The organism is Clostridium sp. Marseille-QA1073, assembly GCF_054863625.1.
In genome coordinates, this window is record NZ_JBSVQM010000006.1 from 44,854 (window position 1) to 62,986 (window position 18,133).

Consider the following 18,133-nt stretch of genomic DNA (forward strand, 5'->3'; position numbering starts at 1 on the left):
ATAAATTATAATAGATGTTATAACTATAATATTTAGGGGGAAAACGTATGAGATTTATAGATTTAAGAAGTGATACTGTAACAGAACCTACTGACAATATGAGAAAAGCTATGTTTGAAGCTATAGTAGGAGATGATGTTTATGAAGATGATCCTACTGTTAAAGAACTAGAACAATATGCTGCTAACCTAGTAAACAAAGAGGCTGCATTATTTGTTCCTAGTGGAACCTTTGGAAATCAACTTGCACTTTTTACTCATTGTAATAGAGGTGAAGAAGTAATTTTAGGAGATAATTGTCATATTGTAGCTCATGAAGTAGGAGGCGCTTCTGTAATTGCAGGCGTTCAGTTAAGAACTATTGATAATCCTAAAGGTATATTAAGCACATCTGAAATTGAAAGAAGAATTAGAAAAGAAGAGGACATTCATTTTCCTAATACTAGTCTTATTTGTATTGAGAATGCTCATTCTAGCGGTGTAGTTGTACCTTTAGATAATATGAGAGATATTTATAATCTAGCAAAAAAATATAATCTTAAAGTACATTTAGATGGAGCAAGATTATTTAATGCTGCTACTTATTTAAATATTCCTCCTTCAGAAATTACAAAATATACAGACTCAGTAATGTTTTGCTTATCTAAAGCATTATGTGCTCCCATAGGTTCTATATTAGCAGGTTCTAAAGAATTTATTGATAAAGCTAGAAAAAAAAGAAAACTACTAGGTGGAGGATTAAGACAAAGTGGATTTTTAGCTGCAGCTGGCTTAGTAGCTTTAAAAGAAATGATAAATCCTTTAAAATTTGATCATGAAAATGCATTGTTATTAGCTAATGAACTTGAAAAAATTCCTGGCATCGAAGTTAATAAAAAAGATATACACATAAATATGGTATTTTTTAGCTTAAAGAATACTGGAATTGATGGACAAACAATTGTAGATGAATTATACAAAAAAGGAATTAAAGTCAATGAGGAAGAAGATGGCTTAATGAGATTTGTTACCCATCATTGGATTACTAAAGAGGATATTTATTATACTTGTAACTTGTTAAAGGATATTATTAATAAAAACAAGTAGTTTTCTTAATTGTTAACAGAAAATTAAGAATACGAAAAGTTCTTTTGGTAACTATATTAGTATACAAAGGATGTAAAGTGGTTGAGCCAAGAGTGTTTGTAGGCTGGAAATGGCTTTATAACATTCGGTCAAAGGTGTATATAGGAGTGAAAATTCTTATATAGGCTGGAGAGAAGACTATTGTAGGTGGTGAAGTGCTGTGTATGTGCATAACTGTATATACAGGGTTTTAAACTATGTATAATGGTCGAGCTAAGATAACTTAGGTTGCCGCAGGCAGTAAGGTATCTCTTCTAAAAAATAATGAACCAATATTTTAGACTATTTTTATCATACTGTGTTGTCAGTACCGCCCATAGCTTCACTATGAGCCAAATCTGACACTTTGTTTGATATGAGAGACATATTGAAAAAATAACTAGCAAATATACTCATAGATTTTGTATCATACTCTATCGTCAGAACTTAATAATAGATACCATCACAAAACCCTGTCGATCTGCCTGGTGCAAAATGTATGACCTATCTTTAACTAGATATTTTATATGCTTAAAATATGCTAACATCTTTGGTTTACTATTTTCTTTTAGATGCCTAATTAAAAGCTAAGGGTGTTACTTAGTCGAAAGATTAATTAATGCTCTACAGGTATTCTATTTTGTCGAGTAAAGATGTGTGTAGGTTGTGTAATGTTTGTATGTAGTCGAAAGATTATATATGGATATGTAATGATGTACACATGTTGTAGCGTAGACTACTTTAGGTTCTCAAAAATCCCTAGGGTAAAGACAGGCACCTGTTAATAGCCTGTCTTTTAAACCTTTATAATAATCTTAGCTTAAATATAATTATTATTTCTTCATTACTAATTAGAGTATATTTAATAATTCTCTCATATCATCAATAGTATAATCAGGTTCATGTTTTAAGACCTCTTCTAAAGGAATAAATGTATATTTAACTAAACAAGTTTTTGCATTAGCAGCCTTTCCAGATAAAATATCATTATGACTATCTCCTATCATTATTGCTTCCTCTGATTTTACACCTAAAAGCTCTAGAGCCTTTAACACTGGTTCTGGATTAGGTTTATGCTTTTTAGTATCTTCTGGTGTTACTATTACATCAAAATATTTTTCTAGCTCAAACAATCTCAATCCTCTCAAGGCAGTGTTACGCCTTTTTGATGTTACTACCGCTAATTTATACCCTCTATTTTTTAACTCTATAAGTGCTTCTTCTACACCATCATAACCTTCTGTATAATCATCATGTATAGTTGCACAGTACTCTATATATGCATTTACAAGTTCTTCAGTTTTTTCTTCACAGTATTTAGACATAGTATATGAAAGTGGTTCTCCAAAATATCTAATAAGTTCATCATCCTCAACTTTTAAGTCTAAACTATTATTTAAAACATACTTAAAACTTTCTAATATTAATCTGTTCGTATTAATTAAAGTTCCATCCAAATCAAACAATATAGCTTTAATCACAACATTTCTCCTCCTTCTAGATTATTTTTTATTTTATCTAGTGGTACATAATACTTAGAATATCTATTATTATATTTATCACTATACATCCCTTTATTGTCACTAACCATCACTACAGCATTCTTATTTATTTTATAAAGTATTCCTTTTAATAAAAGTCCATTATGCTTAAAGGTCACAATACTTCCTAAGGTAATGTTAGAATTCTCCATAAATATCTCACTCTCAGTAGGTAATCTATGATAAATATCGCTATGACCAAAAAGATCTCTGCTTAAAGATTTAAATCTTGCAGTTTTACAACTTGACTTTTTATATTTGTAAAACTCGATTAAATGACAGATTTCATGTTCAAAGACTATTATCATTGCCTCAATTACATCTTTCGTTACAATTCCTGAAACTATTTTTTCTCTATTAGTTTTATTATAATTCTTTAAAAAGTTTAAGCTTAATTTTATCTCAAAGCTTTCACTTATTGAGCTTCTTTTATATATGGTTTTTCCTGCTGCCTTTGTCATTTTATTTGATAGTGAAAAACTAATATTTTTAATAAAATCTTCACTAAATAATTTGATAAGAAATTACTATTGTAAAGCTCAAACAAAACTCTTAAATATAATGGTTTTATGCTTACAATATTGCTACTATTTAAACCTGTGACTTCTTTAAATATACTATATGTTTTATATCTTAAATCATTAATTTCTTCTTTCTTCATTTTAATTACCCAAATGCATTCTCTCTTAAATAAGTTATAATTTATAGTATATCACAGTATGCACTTATTGGTCTAATAGGGCATCTTCAAAAATAAAAAGTCAGTATGCTAGAATATTTTGTGACATACTGCGTTGTCAGACCCTAGTGATAGCATAACTATCGCTGGAACCTAACGCCTTGTCTGCCACAAAATATTCCTACATCTTTGACTAATTATTTTATTTCAGATACCTAAAATAAAACTGCTGAATTTTCAGCAGTTTTATTTACTAGCTTTTTAATATTGCTTTATCAATTAATGAGCTTAAAGAATGATCTTTATTTTCAGCTTTTTCTATAAAGCTTATAAAACGATTTTCTATATCTTCTATATTAATATCTCTAAGCTTAATGATTTCTTCTAAAGATTTAATTTTTCTTTCAAACTCCTCTTTCTTTTCAGATTTTATGATTCCCCTATTTAATGAGGACTTCAATGCTAAATATAAAAAGCATATAATATTATCATCATAATCATTCTTTGATTCTTCAAAATTATTTACAATAAAATTTAAAGATTTATTTAATAAATTTTTATATATAGAAATATCCTCTTTACCTAATGTAAAAGCTAATATACCTTTTATTGTAGATATCACTTTATTAATTTGATCTTCTTGTAAGGAGTTTGCGAAGGCTCCACTAGCAAATTGATGTGATGCTAAAATTCTTAATAATTCTCCCCTTAATGCTTTTGATAATTCTGATTCATCAAATTGAGGCTCATCAAAATAGTGCCTGTAATAAAAGTTAGATGCTAACTGTGTACCATCTCCCTCATCATACTTAATTTTTACTGGTAAAAACTTTTTAAATCCTATTCCTAATACAGGATCATAAAGTTGTTCCATTAATATAAATGATGTTTCACTGCTCAATACTCCTATACGTTTTGATATCTCTATAAGCTTATTTTTCATAGCATTATAAGTTTCTCCACGTTCAAATCTTATCCTATTCTGTAAAGACTGTATCCTCTTTTTATACCATACTTTTTCAATTAAATTCATATTTTCTTCAAGTTCTAAATTACTCAAACTTATTCGTCTCTGAACTCTTCTATTTCCGACTTTTCCTCTTAAAGTTACAATTCCTTCTACCTGTCCTTGCACTTTAGCAAAAATAGAAAATAGTTCCCCATCATACATATATTCAATGGTTCTTGGATAAGTTCTTTCAACTTCAACCAAACCCCAATCAATTTCAATATCCGTAATTTGTAATCCTCTAATTCTATTAAATTGTTTTAAAATACTATCTTCAATTCTTTCATTGCTATTAATAAATTCAGCTTTACCATAAGTAATTTGAGCTAATTTATTAATAAAATAAGTATTAACAGAGGCATCTATGCCAAATGGGAAAATTCTACTTTCAATGCAATGTTCATCTACATAATCTAATATTTCTTTCTCATTATCTACAATGTCATCAGTAAATAATAAAATAGTATTTTCTTCTTCTAAAGCTTCATTTTTTAAAGCGTATTTAATTCCTTCAAAGATAACTGCATCATCTTCACACTGTAATTCATCTATCCACATAGAGGCTTTGATTAAATTTTCTTCATTATATTCTACCCTTCTATCTTCTGAGAAATAATTAAGCTTATCTCCCATTGCAACTATATTAAAAGTATCTTCTTTAGATAAATTTCTTAAGCAAAGTTGAAGTGCATTTTTAGCTTCTAGAAGCTTTTTCCCTTCCATTGAGCTTGATATATCTACCATAAATATATAATTATTAATTTTCCTTTCCTTGGAAGGCTCTATATCAGGTATGAATCTTAAATAAATTATGCTATTATTTTCCTTAGAATTTTCATATATCATTCCAGTAGTTTCTTCAAAAGTCTTTTCCTTTAAATAAATTATCATATCTTTATCTAGATTTTCCTTAGATGAAGCTAAAGTAATTTTATATAAATAATCATTACCTTCTTCTACTTTTATTTTATGAGTATTGCTTATAAACTCCATATCAGTAAAAGACTCAACTAATAAATTTAAGTATAATTTATAATTATTCTTTTTAACTAAATTTTCATTTGAGTCTACATTGGTTGGTGGTATTATTCTAGGAATAGTTAATTTTAATTGTTCATTATCATAAGCCAATTCTTCAATATATGATATCTTTATATTAATACTTTCTCCAGCTAATATTTTTCCCATAGAAATTCTAAAATCATTAGCATTAAACTCCTCTAATAAAAAATTAGAATTGTCATCCTTTATATTATTATAGATTTTATCAACTTCTTTTTTATCTTCTATAATACCTTTTATACTTCTTCCTCCAATATTTGCTTCAAAGCCTGACAATACTGATGTTTCTGGTATAGGAAAAGTGTAGATTGCCTCTACATCACTCTTACCTTTATTTTCATATATATGATCTATAGTAAATTCTACAAACTCGCCACATACATTACCAGTAATGTTTACCTTTCTAAGTACTATATTGCTTTCAATCCTGTCATATGAAAATTTTGGATATTCCATTCAAACCTCTCCTTTTTTAAACTGGAAACTCTATTAAAAATAATTATATATATTTAATTCTACCAAATAAATAATGAATTGCATTAAGACTTTTGTGAATTTTCTTTAAATTTTAATAAAAATAGAGCAAAGTTTCTTGCTCTATTCTCAATCTATTATATATTATACTAATTTTTCATATAAATATGCTATTTCATTACTTCTTTAATAACCCTAAGGGCATTTTTATAAAAGATTTTTTCTATTATATCGTCACTAAACCCTTCATTATTTAGTGCAACCAATAGTTTATCCATATCACCAATATTATCTATCTCTAGCCCTTTAGCATCTATTCCATCAAAATCAGTGCCTAGAGCTACAACTTCACTTCCACCTATATTAATTATATGCTTTATATGCTTTACTATATCTTCAACAAAGCTCCTGCCTTTATTGTTTAAAAAACTTTTTTCGAAATTTATTCCTGTGACTCCGCCTTTTTCCGCAAGTACTCTAATCATATCATCATTTAAATTTCTAGTATGATGACATATCTGTCTAGAATTAGAGTGAGATGCTACAAATGGTTTATTAGAGTATTTAGCAACATCATAAAATCCGCCATCAGATAGATGAGAAACATCTATTATCATTCCTAAATTGTTCATTTCTCTTACACAATCTATACCAAACTCAGTTAATCCTTTGTTTTGTAATTCACTTTTGCAATTTGGAAATCCAATTTCATTAGTATAGTTCCAAGTTAATGTTATAAGTCTAACACCTAATCTATAGAAATTTCTTAGATTGCTAAGTTTACCTTGTATTACTCCGCCTTCTTCAATTGTTAAAAAAGCTGATATTTTATTATTATTAATATTTTCTATAAGTTCTTGATAATTAGTTGCTAATCTTAACTTATCACTATTAGCTTGAATCTCATTATAAAATCTATCTAACATATCTAGAGCATATTTTAAAGGGTCATCTACCTCTTGTGCGTCTACAAACAAAGCAAAAAATTGAGCCATTGAATCACTTTTAACCAGTTTTTCAACATCTACAGAAAAATTATTTCTTCTTAAATTAACTTTATCCCCAGTATACATAAGCCTTCCTATAGTATCGCAATGTAGATCAATCATCTTCATATCATTCATCTCCCATTATAATCATTTATTTAATTGTATCATAAAAACTATTTTCACAGTATTATCCAAATTATATTGATTACAAATTTAAAGGCTACTATTCTTAAAGTATACTTCCGTCTTTTTTAATATACTGAGGTATTTCATTAACTATAACTTTAGCAATTCCATTGTAGAAGTTTTCAACTTCATCAAAAATAGGTTCTATAGCAATATGATTATTTATATCTATATAACCCCATTTTTCATGAATTTGAACAGAAAATAATCCTTCACTATAATCAAAAACATTGTCATACTCTATGGGAATTACAACATTTCCGCTTTTATTTATAAATCCATATTTTTCACCAATTGAAACTACTGCATATTCTCCAGTGAAATTATCACTCCAATCATATTTAGGTTTTATAATAAAGTTTCCACTTTTATCTATAAATCCATATTGATCTTTGAAACAAACAGCTGACAATTCCTCATTAAAACTATTTGCAAATTCAAAGTCTTTATCAAAAATCTTTTCTCCATTTTTATCTATGTAAAAAAACTTATCACTTATAGCTACTGCTGCTAAACCTTCATCGAAATCACTACCATAATCAAAGTGAAAATCTATGGCTACATTACCATCTTTATCAATGTACCCAAATTTTTCACCTTTTTTAACTAGTGCTAATCCATTTTCAAATTCATTTGCATCGTCAAAAGATGGACTTATTATCATTTTTCCTTCGTTATTTATATATCCAAATTTCCCTAGAATTTTAACAGCTGCTAACCCTTCAGTAAAGCCTTTTGCTTCTTCAAATTTTGTTTTAATAACCAAATTCCCATTTTTATTTATGTATCCATATTTATGATTTATTTCAACTACTGCCATATCTTCATTAAAATAGTTTACATCATCATATTTAGGCTCAATAACCATTTTTCCATCTTTATTTATAAAACCGCATTTACCATCCAATTCTACTAGAGCTATATCATCTTCAAACTCATCTGCAAAATCGAACTTAAAATCTATAATTGTTTTACCATTTTCATCTACATATCCATACATATCATTATTTTCTTTAGGATATAATCTATTTTCCATAACCTACACTCCTTCTATAATTATATATAGATGTACTACTTCCAGATTTAATCTATATACTTATATACTTATATACTTATGTTATTAATTATTTGGATTTCTACTCTACATAATTGAGAATTGACTATTGACAATGGAGAATTAAGGATACTTCTCTTTTATAAGAGAAGTTTTAAATTGATTTCTTCTTGAAGTTACACAATAGCTTCTTAGTAAAGGACTATATATCTAGTCTTTTCATAGTATTAGTTAGACTTATTTGTATTGTTCAAAACTATACTGCACCTCAGGGGAACCCTAAAGGGTTTCACTACTGTTCCCCAGAGGTGGGAAACTAACAATTATATTATTAGTAAAAAATCTATTAAAGAAATTAATTTGTAAAAATTAATTTCAACCATAATTGTCAATTGTCCATTTTCAACTCTCAATTGAATAAAGTAGTTCATCTAAATATACATATTAAACTATTGTTATCATAATACAATATTCGTTATTTTACTACACAATATGATAATATAATTGTAGCTACCACTATTATATATTATAATAAAATATGGTGTATATAATAGTGAGAGGAGATAGTTAATATGAAAAATTGTTTAGTGGCCCAGTCCGGTGGTCCTACTTCTGTTATCAATTCAAGTGCTATCGGAATATTTGAAAAAAATTTAGAGTGTAAATATTATGATAATGTTTATGCTGGATTAAATGGTATTGAAGGTATTTTAAATAAAAATTTACTCAACTTGTCAAAAATGCCAAAGGAAGCGGTAAGTGGGCTTAAATACACTCCTTCTTCTGGACTTGGTTCTTGTAGGTACAAGCTCAAAAATTATGAAAATCATAAGGATGAATACGTAAAATTATTTGAAATATTAAAAGAATATGAAATTAGCACTTTTTTCTATATAGGTGGAAATGATTCAATGGACACAGTACATAAACTTAGTAATTATGCTAAAGAGCATAATATCAACATTAAATTTATAGGTGTTCCAAAAACTATTGATAATGATTTACCTATTATGGACCATACCCCTGGATTTGGTAGTGCTGCTAAATTCATTGCTACCATAGCTTTAGAAAACAGTATAGACGCTAATGTCTATAACACTAAAAATGTATTTATAATTGAAACAATGGGAAGGGATACTGGTTGGCTAGCTGCTAGTTCTTGTATTGCCACTATAAACGGAAAATCTGTAGTGGATTATATATATCTTCCCGAAATTCCTTTTAACATTGAAAAATTTGTGAAAGATGTTACTGCAAAACTTGAGGAAAAAAATACTGTTGTAATAGTTGTATCTGAAGGTATTAGAACTGCCGATGGAACTTTTTTAGGAGAAATGTCTTCAACTGGATTAGATAAATTTGGTCACGCCCAACTTGGTGGAGTATGTAATTATCTTAAAAATTTATTAAAAGAAAACGGAGTTAAAAAAGTAAGAGCTATAGAGCTTTCTACAATGCAAAGATCAGCTATGCATTTTGCATCAGAAACTGACATTCAAGAGGCTTATAATATTGGAGCATTCGCACTAGAATATTCTAAAGAAGGCGAAAGTGGAAATATGGTTGCTATAAAAAGAATTTCTAACAGTCCTTATAAATCAGAACCTTTTGCACTTCACACATCGGAAGTTGCAAATAAAATTAAATATTTCCCTAAAGAGTGGATAAATCTAGAAGGTAATAATGTTACTATAGAAGCTTACAATTATACCTTACCACTTATTTTAGGAGAAGCAAAAATTGAATATGAAAATGGACTTCCAAAATATTATACTATAAGATAATACTGAAAAATTTTAAATTATTTATTTATTAAGTAATATAGTCATTTCTTACTATAATGTAAAATTGAAAAATAATAATGAGCAATTATAGTAAATTGTTAACAAAACACGAGATTTTTTTAACTGATTTATTTTAAAAAAGATTTAATATAATAACTATCAATAAAATTTCTAATAAAAATCGTTATATAAAATTTAAATTGAACATACAATAACCGCTTTTAATTATTTAATGATAAAATAATTAAAAGCGGTTTATTCTTGATTTTCATATTATTATTAAATTAATAATTTATCTAATTTTGATCCTTAATAAATTAAAGTTTTGCTGTTTCTTTTTGATTTTTTATCTTTAAGTAAACATAAATTGGCATTCCTGCTACTGCTAATAAAACTACATAAAATGCTACTTTCAATCCTGAGCCATAAATTGCCCATACTGTATATATTAGTCCTATTAATGGTATTATACTCTTTTTTACTATCTGTTTTTTTGTTAAAGTTCCCTGTTTTCTCATAATAACTAAATCTGCCATTATTGTTATCCCATATATAGGTAGATATGTCAATGTTGCAATTAAAGTTATTATATTTAATGCTCCTACAAAGCCATTAGAAAAATTAAGAAGTAAAACTAAATTTGTAATTACTGAACTCAATATTAATGCTTTATATGGAGTCCCATATTTCTCATGACTAGATGAAAATACTTTAGGGAATATTCCATCACTACCAGCAGCATAAGCAATTCTTGCTGAAGAGAATATCCATCCTATAGCTGTTCCTATTATGGATATAACTATTGATATATTAATAAAATATATAATTCCTTGTCCAAAATATTGAGTTAATATGTCTGATATTGGAGCTGTACTTTTAGCTATTTCACTTTGTGGCATTGCTCCCATTGCAAAAAAGCTTAGTGCTAAATAAAATAAACAAGCTAATAATATTCCGAAAATTGTACTTTTAGCTACATTCTTTCCTGGATTTTCAATATCTCCTGCCGCAATACTTGAAGATTCAAGCCCTATAAATGCCCATAGTGTTACTGTTGCCGCTGTTGATATTGTATTTACCCCTTCACCACTTGGGAACATTGGTGTTATATTATTTACATCAAAATGAGTTCCAGCTACTACTATAAATATTAATAATATAGAAAGTTTAAATACAGTTATTATGCTCGCTATATTACCTGTTAGTTTTACACCTTTTATATTTATAAGAGTTAATCCCCAAAGTATAGCTGAACAGAATAAAAATCCAACTAAATGATTATTAGCTATAATTGGGAAAACGGCACCAGAATAGCTTCCTATTGCTATAATTACTGCTGCGTTTCCTATAACTGAACCAGTCCAGTATAACCATGCATTTGTAAATCCAACAAATTCACCAAAAGCTTCTTTTGAGTATTCATAAGGTCCTCCAGTCTTTGGAATAACACTTCCCAATCTTGCAAAGCTTAATGCTATAAAGACTGAACCTATTCCAGTCAAAAGCCATGCTATTAACGTTGAACCTGGCCCTGCCGCGTTTGCTAAAGTAGTTGGCAGCATAAATATTCCTGAACCAATCATATTTCCTACAACTAGTGCAGTTGCTGCAAAAAGGCCCATTTTCTTCTTTTGCGACGTGCTTGAGTTTTTCATCTTTTGTCCTCCTCGTTAATTTTCATTAGTTAATTATAGCTAAATAGTACTACTTAATTTACACTATGAGTTTTTTAGCACATGTAGCTATTTTCTTAGTATTAAAATCTATAATTTCATATGGAATAATTAAATTAATGTCAGTTGCATTAAATATAGAACGGTTCACTAAAATCTATATGTGGATTAGTAATTAGATAATTTCTTTAATTAATCCTAATTTAAAATTGAATCTATTATTAATCTCTAATATTAAAAATCTTTATTTCTAAACCTGTCTAGAATCTAATAAAATTTAAATTATAATACTCGTTGTGCTAGTTAATCATTAGCAATATTTACAAATAGAAAAACTCTAGCATTTTTGCTAATCTATCATCAAAAGAACCAACAATCAATGATAGGAGGAAAGCAATATGCTAGAGCTTAATAAAAATTCTACCATAACAATAAACAACTTAAAAGATTTTATTACTGTCATTTATGTTATAATTGATGATATTTACCAAAAAGTAACTCCAGCATACATAAAGTATCGCCGCAACATTGATAAAGCAATAATGTCAGATAGTGAAATTATAACTCTATCCTTAGTGGGTGAACTTTTAACTATTGATTCTGAAAAAGCATGGTTTGGATTTTCTCGAAAAAATCTAAGAGATTTATTTCTAAATTTTGTACTAGAACAAGATTTCATAGAACTAGAAAATCTCTTTTTAAAGTAGTTGAAGTTATTCAGTAAGGAACTAACAAGTTTCCTTAACTATCAACATGATCAGGTTAGAATCATAGATAGTATGCCTATACCAGTATGCGCTTTTGGTAGGGCACACTTTCACAGATCTTTTAAGCCGGAGGCTGCCTACGGTAAATGTGCTTCCAGAAACAAACTTACTATGGGTTTAAATTACATGCTATCATAGCTCTAGATGGATATATATCAGATTTCATCTTAACCAGCTGATACGACGATAGAGTCGCAATATAGGACTTAACAGCTACCGCTCCATTTACAACAGTTATTGGAGATAAAGGCTATATTGGAGAAAGCCTAGCTTTACATTTGAAATCTGAAAATCACATAAACCTATTAACTATAAAACGTACTAATTCTAAAGTTAAAGTTTCAAAACAGTTCAGAAGAATGATTTTTAAAGCTCGTCGGAGAGTTGAAACTTCTTTTCTCAGCTTTCTGGACAATTAAATATCCAAAGAGTTTTAGCAAAATCTATGTGGGGACTAATTTCTAGAATAACAAATAAAATTTTAGCCCATAATCTTTGTTTTTCATAAATAAAATCTTAAATATTAATTCTAATATTGCAAAAATCAAGGATTTAATATTTGGATAAAACTTTTAAAAGAACATTTTAAATTCTTAGGATTACTATGCCAATGTACTATGGAATAATAATCCTATTAATGAAAAATTATCTTTTAGCACAACAGGTTATAATATAATTGCTTATTATTGTTATAAAAATTTTTAGCATAGCTTGTCTACTGTTTAAAATTCTTAATTTTAAATTTAATAAAATAAATACTTTTATCTTTTCTATAATAATGCTTTAATTTTATATTCCATATTGATATTATATTCTTTAACTTAATAAAGTAAATGTTTTCATTTTTTCTTATTCTTCTCTTATTACCTATTATTGTTATAAGGTTTTTGAAAATCTTAACTTTTTATTTATTTTGAATCTAAGATTTAAAATTTAATTATTAAGATTAAAAATCCTTTTTTAAAATAATAAAAATCTTATAATGTCACAGGCTATTATGTCTATTTTTCAACTTATACCAAATCATATTATTTCTCAAAAGATATTATAGCATAATATCTTCTAACTTCAATTGATAATATGAAATTTATATAATAAATATTCAATTTTATTGTATATTTATTAATTTATAAAATATAACATTAATTCTTCATATATGTTAAAGTTTTTTAAAATTTTTTATATATTTTTTAAAAATTAATCTTCTTCTTTCCATTAGACTCTTCTTAAAATGTGAAAAATTTTAGTATACATATTTTTTAATTTAAAAATATTTATCTACTATTTTACATTATCAGTATTTTTTGTTATAAGTCAACAAATTTATTATCTTTTAAAAATCTTCATCCGTACTTTTAATAATTACTAATATTTGATAAAAATTTTTCTATAAGAACATAGAAAATTCAGCGTCTTATAATTATTTAAATTTACCTATTACTATAACTATTCCATAATTAATTCAATATTTAATTAGCGAAAATAAGCCTTATAATAATATCCTTATATAATATTACAATAAAGGTAGCTATGGTTATAAAAGGTGTATAAGGAATAGTTTTTTTTCTACTTTCTCCTTTAGCTATCATGTATATACATATAATAGTAGCTAATATGTTAGCCAATACAAAAATTAATATACTACTTGTGGTTCTAAAAATTCCTATTATAATTGAAATTTCTAAATCTCCGTATCCTATTACTTCTTTTTTATATATAAATCTAGTAATAAGAATCAAAGTTAAAAAAACTCCGCCTCCTAATATAGCTCCAAGAATATAATCTTTAATAGGATATCCATTAATATATTCTATTAGCATAAATGTACTGCCTAAAATTATAGCCCCATAAGCAGTATTATCATATACATATCTTGTCTTAAAATCTATAACTCCAATTATAATTATGAAACAAGATAAACCGTAAAGTTTTATTAATTGCAAACATAATCCATATTTAATGTATAAAAGTAAAAACATAGTGCCCGTTACTAGCTCAAGCAATAAACTCTGAAAATTATACTCACAATTTTTATTTTATTTTCCTCATCATTTTTAATTATTTCATTTATGCAAAAGTTTAAGAATTTTCCTAAAAAAACTCCAACTACAAATATAAAACTATATACTAATGCCATGCTACCTCCAATTTTAATTACATGCTATTTCAAAAATCTTAATATCTTTACCTTCTGATACTTGTGTATCATTTTTTAAACTAGGATAAACTTGTCTAGTTCCCGTAAATATAAATATTTCTCCATCACTTTTTATATGTATAGAAAATTTATTTGGTAAGCTATTATCTACTAAAGCTTGTTGTTTTATTTCTTCGTTATTAAAATACTGTTTAACCACCTTTTCATCTATTTGAAGGGGTGATTTTCCTTTTGATAATTCTGTATTTATTGCCATTGCTATATTTTTAGCAGTTGCTACGTCTGCCTTTTGCTTAGCATTCTCCTGTATATTTCCAAATTTAGGTACAGCTATAAAAGCTAATATAGCAATAATTGATATAACTACTATTATTTCTATAAGAGTAAATCCCCCTCTTTTTTTCTTAGAATAACTCACTGTTTTACCTCCTTTTATTTATAGTACTCATTTAATTGTTATTATTGACAATTATAAGAATAAATAACATATTTTTTTTATTCTAAAATTATACTATGAAATTTTATTTGTATAAAAATTTTATATTGAGCCTTTCTAATAAATAAGAGAAAATAAAAATAGAATGTTTTTCGTAGCAATGAAAAAACATTCTATCATTCTTATAATTTTATTTATACAAATAAATCTATAAAACTTTCTGTACTAAATTCATATAACCCTTTAGTAGTTAGTTTGATTTCAGGAATCACCGGAAGGGATAAAAAAGAAAGAGTTATAAATGGATCAAAATCATGCTTTATTCCATAGCTTCTTGCTATTCTATTAAGTCTTTTTACATTTTCACAAACAATATAAGGTTCTTGAAATGTCATTAATCCTCCTATTGGAAGTGATAAATGTGATATTAATTTTCCTTCAGAAACTATAACTATTCCGCCTCCTATAGTAATAAGAGAATTAACAGCTACCTCCATATCCTTATCATTATCACCAATTACAATAATATTATGAGAATCATGTGCAATAGTTTGGGCTATAGCACAATCTTTTAATCCTAATCCTTCAACATATCCTATAGAATACTTTTTACTTCTTTTGTGCCGTTCAAATATTGCCAATTTTAAAGCATCTTTACTATTTATTTTTGAAATATATCCATTTTCCGCCGTAATTTTTCTTATTTCTTTTATAGTCTCTAAAGATTGTGGCCTAACTTTTATTACATTAATTTCATTTCCTATAGCAGGAATCTTGAAATCATTAACTGATACAAAATCTACATTCATAGAGGTCTTAATATTATAAATAACACTTGCCTTAGCATTTAATGAAGGATCTTTCCCATTTTTTAATACTCTTTTAATATTTATTTGTTTAAGACTTTCAAAAATAACTAAATCTGCTTTATATCCCGGAGCTATAGCTCCAATATTTTTTAATCCATAACACTGCGCAGCATTAAAAGTTGCCATTGTAAAGGCTTTAACAGGATCTATCCCCTCTCTTATAGCTATTCTTAAACAGTTATCAATTGATCCTTCTTCCATCAAATCCTCTATATTTCTATCATCGGTACAAAATAAAAATCTATGATAATTCTCATCTTTAACAGCTTTTAATAAAGACATTAAATTTTTAGCTGCTGATCCTTCTCTCATTAATACATACATACCTTTTGAAATTTTGTTTAACGCATCTTTGTAATTTGAACATTCATGATCAGTCTTAATGCCACTAGTAACATAAGCGTTTAGTTCTATAGGAGATATTATGGGACTATGGCCATCTATGGGCTTGTCATTAAAAGATTTAAGTTTACATAATATCTCTTCCTCTTTATTCATAACTGCCTGAATATCCATTACTTCTCCTAATCCTAAGACTTTAGGATGCTTTGACAATTTTAAAAGCTCTTCGCAATTTAAAGTATATCCATTATCTTCAAAACTTGTAGCAGGAACACAAGATGGTAACATAAAGTATATATCAATCATAGCATTTTCAGAGTTTTTAAGCATAAATTCAATTCCCTTTATTCCCTCTACATTTGCTATTTCATGGGGATCTGCTATTACAGTGGTTACTCCATTTTTAATTGCTATTGAAGAGTATTTTTCTGGTGTTATCATTGTGGATTCAATATGAATATGGGAATCTATAAAACCTGGAGCTACATATTGTTCTGAACAATCAATTTCTACATCTCCCTCATATTTACCAATCCCTATGATTGTATCATCACATATCCCTATATCTCCCTGTTCAATTTGTCCATTAAACACATTGATATAAAATGCATTTTTTAAAACTAGATTACACTTTATTTCTCCAAGACTCATCTCAATTTTTTCCTTTATTTTTTCCATTGCTACCCCTTTCTTATAACTAATTGTTATGATTTACATTTTCAATTGCGCCTATATAAGCTTTAATAATAGAGTCAGAATACTGTGGATTCAATTCTTTAATATATAAGCTTTCTTTAATTTTATTCATAATAATATTTATTACAGATTGCTTATATAAATAATCAATAGGTTTACCTTCTAATAGAAGCTCAACTTCATAAATTCGTATAGCTTTTTCATGCTCTATAGTAAAAGCTACATTAAATTTTTCTATTCTATTATTTTTATGTCTTAGATAAACAATACTGTCAATGTCTGGGGATAATGATTTATTTTCGCTATTTATTCTAAAAAATCCTTTATATTTTCGTTTATTTAATAATTCTTCTACCTCTCTAAATGCATCTAATTGTTTTTTTCTATTTGTTGATATATTAGTATTAGAAATCATTTTATATACCCCCTAAATATTTATGTAGTAACATATAAAATAATATGTAGAAGACTTATTATTTTTTAGATTATTACTATATTTATTACAGTACTTTATAATATATAACATAAAAATATTAAAAGCTGTAACTAAATGGATTAAAACACCACTTAGCTACAGCTATTGTTTTCAATAACTTTATAATCAATTTTTTCTTCGTATTTAACAACATTTTCTTCTTCAATATCTTCAATAGAAGGAAATATATATTTATTCCAATTTACATATATATAAAACAAACTAACTACATCTTGCATATTGTATAATAAAATTTTTTCCTTTTTATCCACAGGCATTCTATTAAAATATTCTTCATCTTTCATAATTTTACTAAAAGTTTTAGCTAAATTTGATCCGCTAATTATTTCACTTTCTCTTGTAATATTAAATTTACTTTCTAAATTTTTAAGTCCTATAGAAGTTTTCATAGACTTCTCATAATATTTTTGTAAATCTATATCTTTAAAATGCTCTTCTATTTTAAAATTTATCTTATGTTTCTCATACAAATAATTAATTACTGTAAAATCATTATTACCTGAAAAAGTTATTATATATTTCTTATTGTATTCTTCAATCATAGTTTTAAAATAATCTTTTGATAATCTTAAAAGTTTTTTTAGTTCATATTTATTTTCAATCATATATTGAGTTATTCTTAAAGAATTTTCATTTTCATCATAATATGCACTACCAAAAACTCCTATACATATAGGCTTTTTATACACATAATGCTCTAAATCAAAAAAAATAGCATCTTTAAATAAATCCTTTTTATCATCAACTGTTAAACAATTCTCTTCATTAAAATCCTCTACATAAATCACATTTTCTTTAATAATCACCATATCACT

Annotated in this window: 14 protein-coding genes and 1 pseudogene; 3 read left to right on the forward strand and 12 right to left on the reverse strand. The window is 26.8% G+C overall.

The genetic code is table 11. The annotated features are described in order from the left end of the window. The first annotated feature begins 47 nt into the window (after window positions 1–47). A complete protein-coding gene (gene ltaE, locus ACY1IQ_RS07090; protein ID WP_461613290.1) occupies window positions 48–1,085 on the forward strand; it encodes a low-specificity L-threonine aldolase in 1,038 nt (345 codons plus the stop codon). Window positions 1,086–1,954: 869 nt separating this feature from the next. Here the strand turns inward: ltaE and ppaX are convergent. The 5 genes from ppaX to ACY1IQ_RS07115 form a co-directional block, all read right to left on the reverse strand. After that, window positions 1,955–2,584 (reverse strand): pyrophosphatase PpaX, encoded by a 630-nt coding sequence (gene ppaX / locus ACY1IQ_RS07095; protein ID WP_461613291.1) that lies wholly within the window; start codon window positions 2,582–2,584, stop codon window positions 1,955–1,957. Then, window positions 2,581–3,105 (reverse strand): hypothetical protein, encoded by a 525-nt coding sequence (locus ACY1IQ_RS07100; RefSeq protein WP_461613292.1) that lies wholly within the window; start codon window positions 3,103–3,105, stop codon window positions 2,581–2,583. Before ACY1IQ_RS07100 ends, ppaX begins: the two co-directional genes overlap by 4 nt. A gap of 471 nt (window positions 3,106–3,576) precedes the next feature. Further along, window positions 3,577–5,850: a VIT and vWA domain-containing protein gene (locus ACY1IQ_RS07105; RefSeq protein WP_461613293.1), complete on the reverse strand. Its 2,274-nt coding sequence runs from the start codon at window positions 5,848–5,850 to the stop codon at window positions 3,577–3,579. Between the two features lie 188 nt (window positions 5,851–6,038). Then, window positions 6,039–6,983: a dipeptidase gene (locus ACY1IQ_RS07110; protein WP_461613294.1), complete on the reverse strand. Its 945-nt coding sequence runs from the start codon at window positions 6,981–6,983 to the stop codon at window positions 6,039–6,041. Window positions 6,984–7,086: 103 nt separating this feature from the next. Then, window positions 7,087–8,079, reverse strand: coding sequence for a WG repeat-containing protein (locus tag ACY1IQ_RS07115; RefSeq protein WP_461613295.1), 993 nt, complete (start codon window positions 8,077–8,079; stop codon window positions 7,087–7,089). Window positions 8,080–8,669: 590 nt separating this feature from the next. On the opposite strand from ACY1IQ_RS07115, the gene ACY1IQ_RS07120 reads away from it, so the two are divergent. Then, window positions 8,670–9,881, forward strand: a complete 1,212-nt coding sequence (locus ACY1IQ_RS07120; protein ID WP_461613296.1) for a 6-phosphofructokinase — start codon at window positions 8,670–8,672, stop codon at window positions 9,879–9,881. 317 nt (window positions 9,882–10,198) lie between these two features. Here ACY1IQ_RS07120 and ACY1IQ_RS07125 read toward each other — a convergent pair whose 3' ends face one another. After that, window positions 10,199–11,536, reverse strand: coding sequence for an APC family permease (locus ACY1IQ_RS07125; protein ID WP_461613297.1), 1,338 nt, complete (start codon window positions 11,534–11,536; stop codon window positions 10,199–10,201). A gap of 416 nt (window positions 11,537–11,952) precedes the next feature. On the opposite strand from ACY1IQ_RS07125, the pseudogene ACY1IQ_RS07130 reads away from it, so the two are divergent. Then, window positions 11,953–12,888: pseudogene (locus tag ACY1IQ_RS07130) on the forward strand (IS982 family transposase). A 902-nt stretch (window positions 12,889–13,790) separates the two neighbouring features. Here ACY1IQ_RS07130 and ACY1IQ_RS07135 read toward each other — a convergent pair. The 6 genes from ACY1IQ_RS07135 to ACY1IQ_RS07160 form a co-directional block, all read right to left on the reverse strand. After that, window positions 13,791–14,300 carry a prepilin peptidase gene (locus tag ACY1IQ_RS07135; protein ID WP_461613298.1) on the reverse strand — a complete coding sequence of 170 codons (510 nt, stop codon included), beginning with the start codon at window positions 14,298–14,300 and terminating at the stop codon, window positions 13,791–13,793. An 11-nt stretch (window positions 14,301–14,311) separates the two neighbouring features. Next, the gene (locus ACY1IQ_RS07140) at window positions 14,312–14,458 is read right to left on the reverse strand and encodes a hypothetical protein (protein WP_461613299.1); all 147 of its coding nucleotides are present in this window, start codon (window positions 14,456–14,458) and stop codon (window positions 14,312–14,314) included. Between the two features lie 13 nt (window positions 14,459–14,471). Continuing rightward, complete coding sequence (locus ACY1IQ_RS07145) at window positions 14,472–14,897, reverse strand: prepilin-type N-terminal cleavage/methylation domain-containing protein (protein WP_461613300.1); 426 nt, start codon at window positions 14,895–14,897, stop codon at window positions 14,472–14,474. A 212-nt stretch (window positions 14,898–15,109) separates the two neighbouring features. Then, window positions 15,110–16,804, reverse strand: coding sequence for an adenine deaminase (gene ade / locus ACY1IQ_RS07150; RefSeq protein ID WP_461613301.1), 1,695 nt, complete (start codon window positions 16,802–16,804; stop codon window positions 15,110–15,112). Window positions 16,805–16,823: 19 nt separating this feature from the next. Beyond that, a complete protein-coding gene (locus ACY1IQ_RS07155) occupies window positions 16,824–17,237 on the reverse strand; it encodes a hypothetical protein (protein WP_461613302.1) in 414 nt (137 codons plus the stop codon). A gap of 152 nt (window positions 17,238–17,389) precedes the next feature. After that, entirely contained in the window at window positions 17,390–18,127 is a 738-nt protein-coding gene (locus tag ACY1IQ_RS07160; RefSeq protein WP_461613303.1) for a ribonuclease H-like domain-containing protein, read from the reverse strand. Window positions 18,128–18,133 lie beyond the last annotated feature (6 nt).

Excerpts from the sequence above, each read along its gene's own strand:
- ACY1IQ_RS07125 (WP_461613297.1), bottom strand. The coding sequence starts at position 11,536 with ATGAAAAACTCAAGCACGTCGCAAAAGAAGAAAATGGGCCTTTTTGCA.
- ade (WP_461613301.1), bottom strand. The coding sequence starts at position 16,804 with ATGGAAAAAATAAAGGAAAAAATTGAGATGAGTCTTGGAGAAATAAAG.
- ACY1IQ_RS07160 (WP_461613303.1), bottom strand. The coding sequence starts at position 18,127 with ATGGTGATTATTAAAGAAAATGTGATTTATGTAGAGGATTTTAATGAA.
- ACY1IQ_RS07105 (WP_461613293.1), bottom strand. The coding sequence starts at position 5,850 with ATGGAATATCCAAAATTTTCATATGACAGGATTGAAAGCAATATAGTA.
- ltaE (WP_461613290.1), top strand. The coding sequence starts at position 48 with ATGAGATTTATAGATTTAAGAAGTGATACTGTAACAGAACCTACTGAC.
- ACY1IQ_RS07110 (WP_461613294.1), bottom strand. The coding sequence starts at position 6,983 with ATGAAGATGATTGATCTACATTGCGATACTATAGGAAGGCTTATGTAT.
- ACY1IQ_RS07115 (WP_461613295.1), bottom strand. The coding sequence starts at position 8,079 with ATGGAAAATAGATTATATCCTAAAGAAAATAATGATATGTATGGATAT.
- ACY1IQ_RS07120 (WP_461613296.1), top strand. The coding sequence starts at position 8,670 with ATGAAAAATTGTTTAGTGGCCCAGTCCGGTGGTCCTACTTCTGTTATC.
- ACY1IQ_RS07100 (WP_461613292.1), bottom strand. The coding sequence starts at position 3,105 with ATGACAAAGGCAGCAGGAAAAACCATATATAAAAGAAGCTCAATAAGT.
- ACY1IQ_RS07155 (WP_461613302.1), bottom strand. The coding sequence starts at position 17,237 with ATGATTTCTAATACTAATATATCAACAAATAGAAAAAAACAATTAGAT.
- ACY1IQ_RS07135 (WP_461613298.1), bottom strand. The coding sequence starts at position 14,300 with ATGTTTTTACTTTTATACATTAAATATGGATTATGTTTGCAATTAATA.
- ACY1IQ_RS07140 (WP_461613299.1), bottom strand. The coding sequence starts at position 14,458 with ATGGCATTAGTATATAGTTTTATATTTGTAGTTGGAGTTTTTTTAGGA.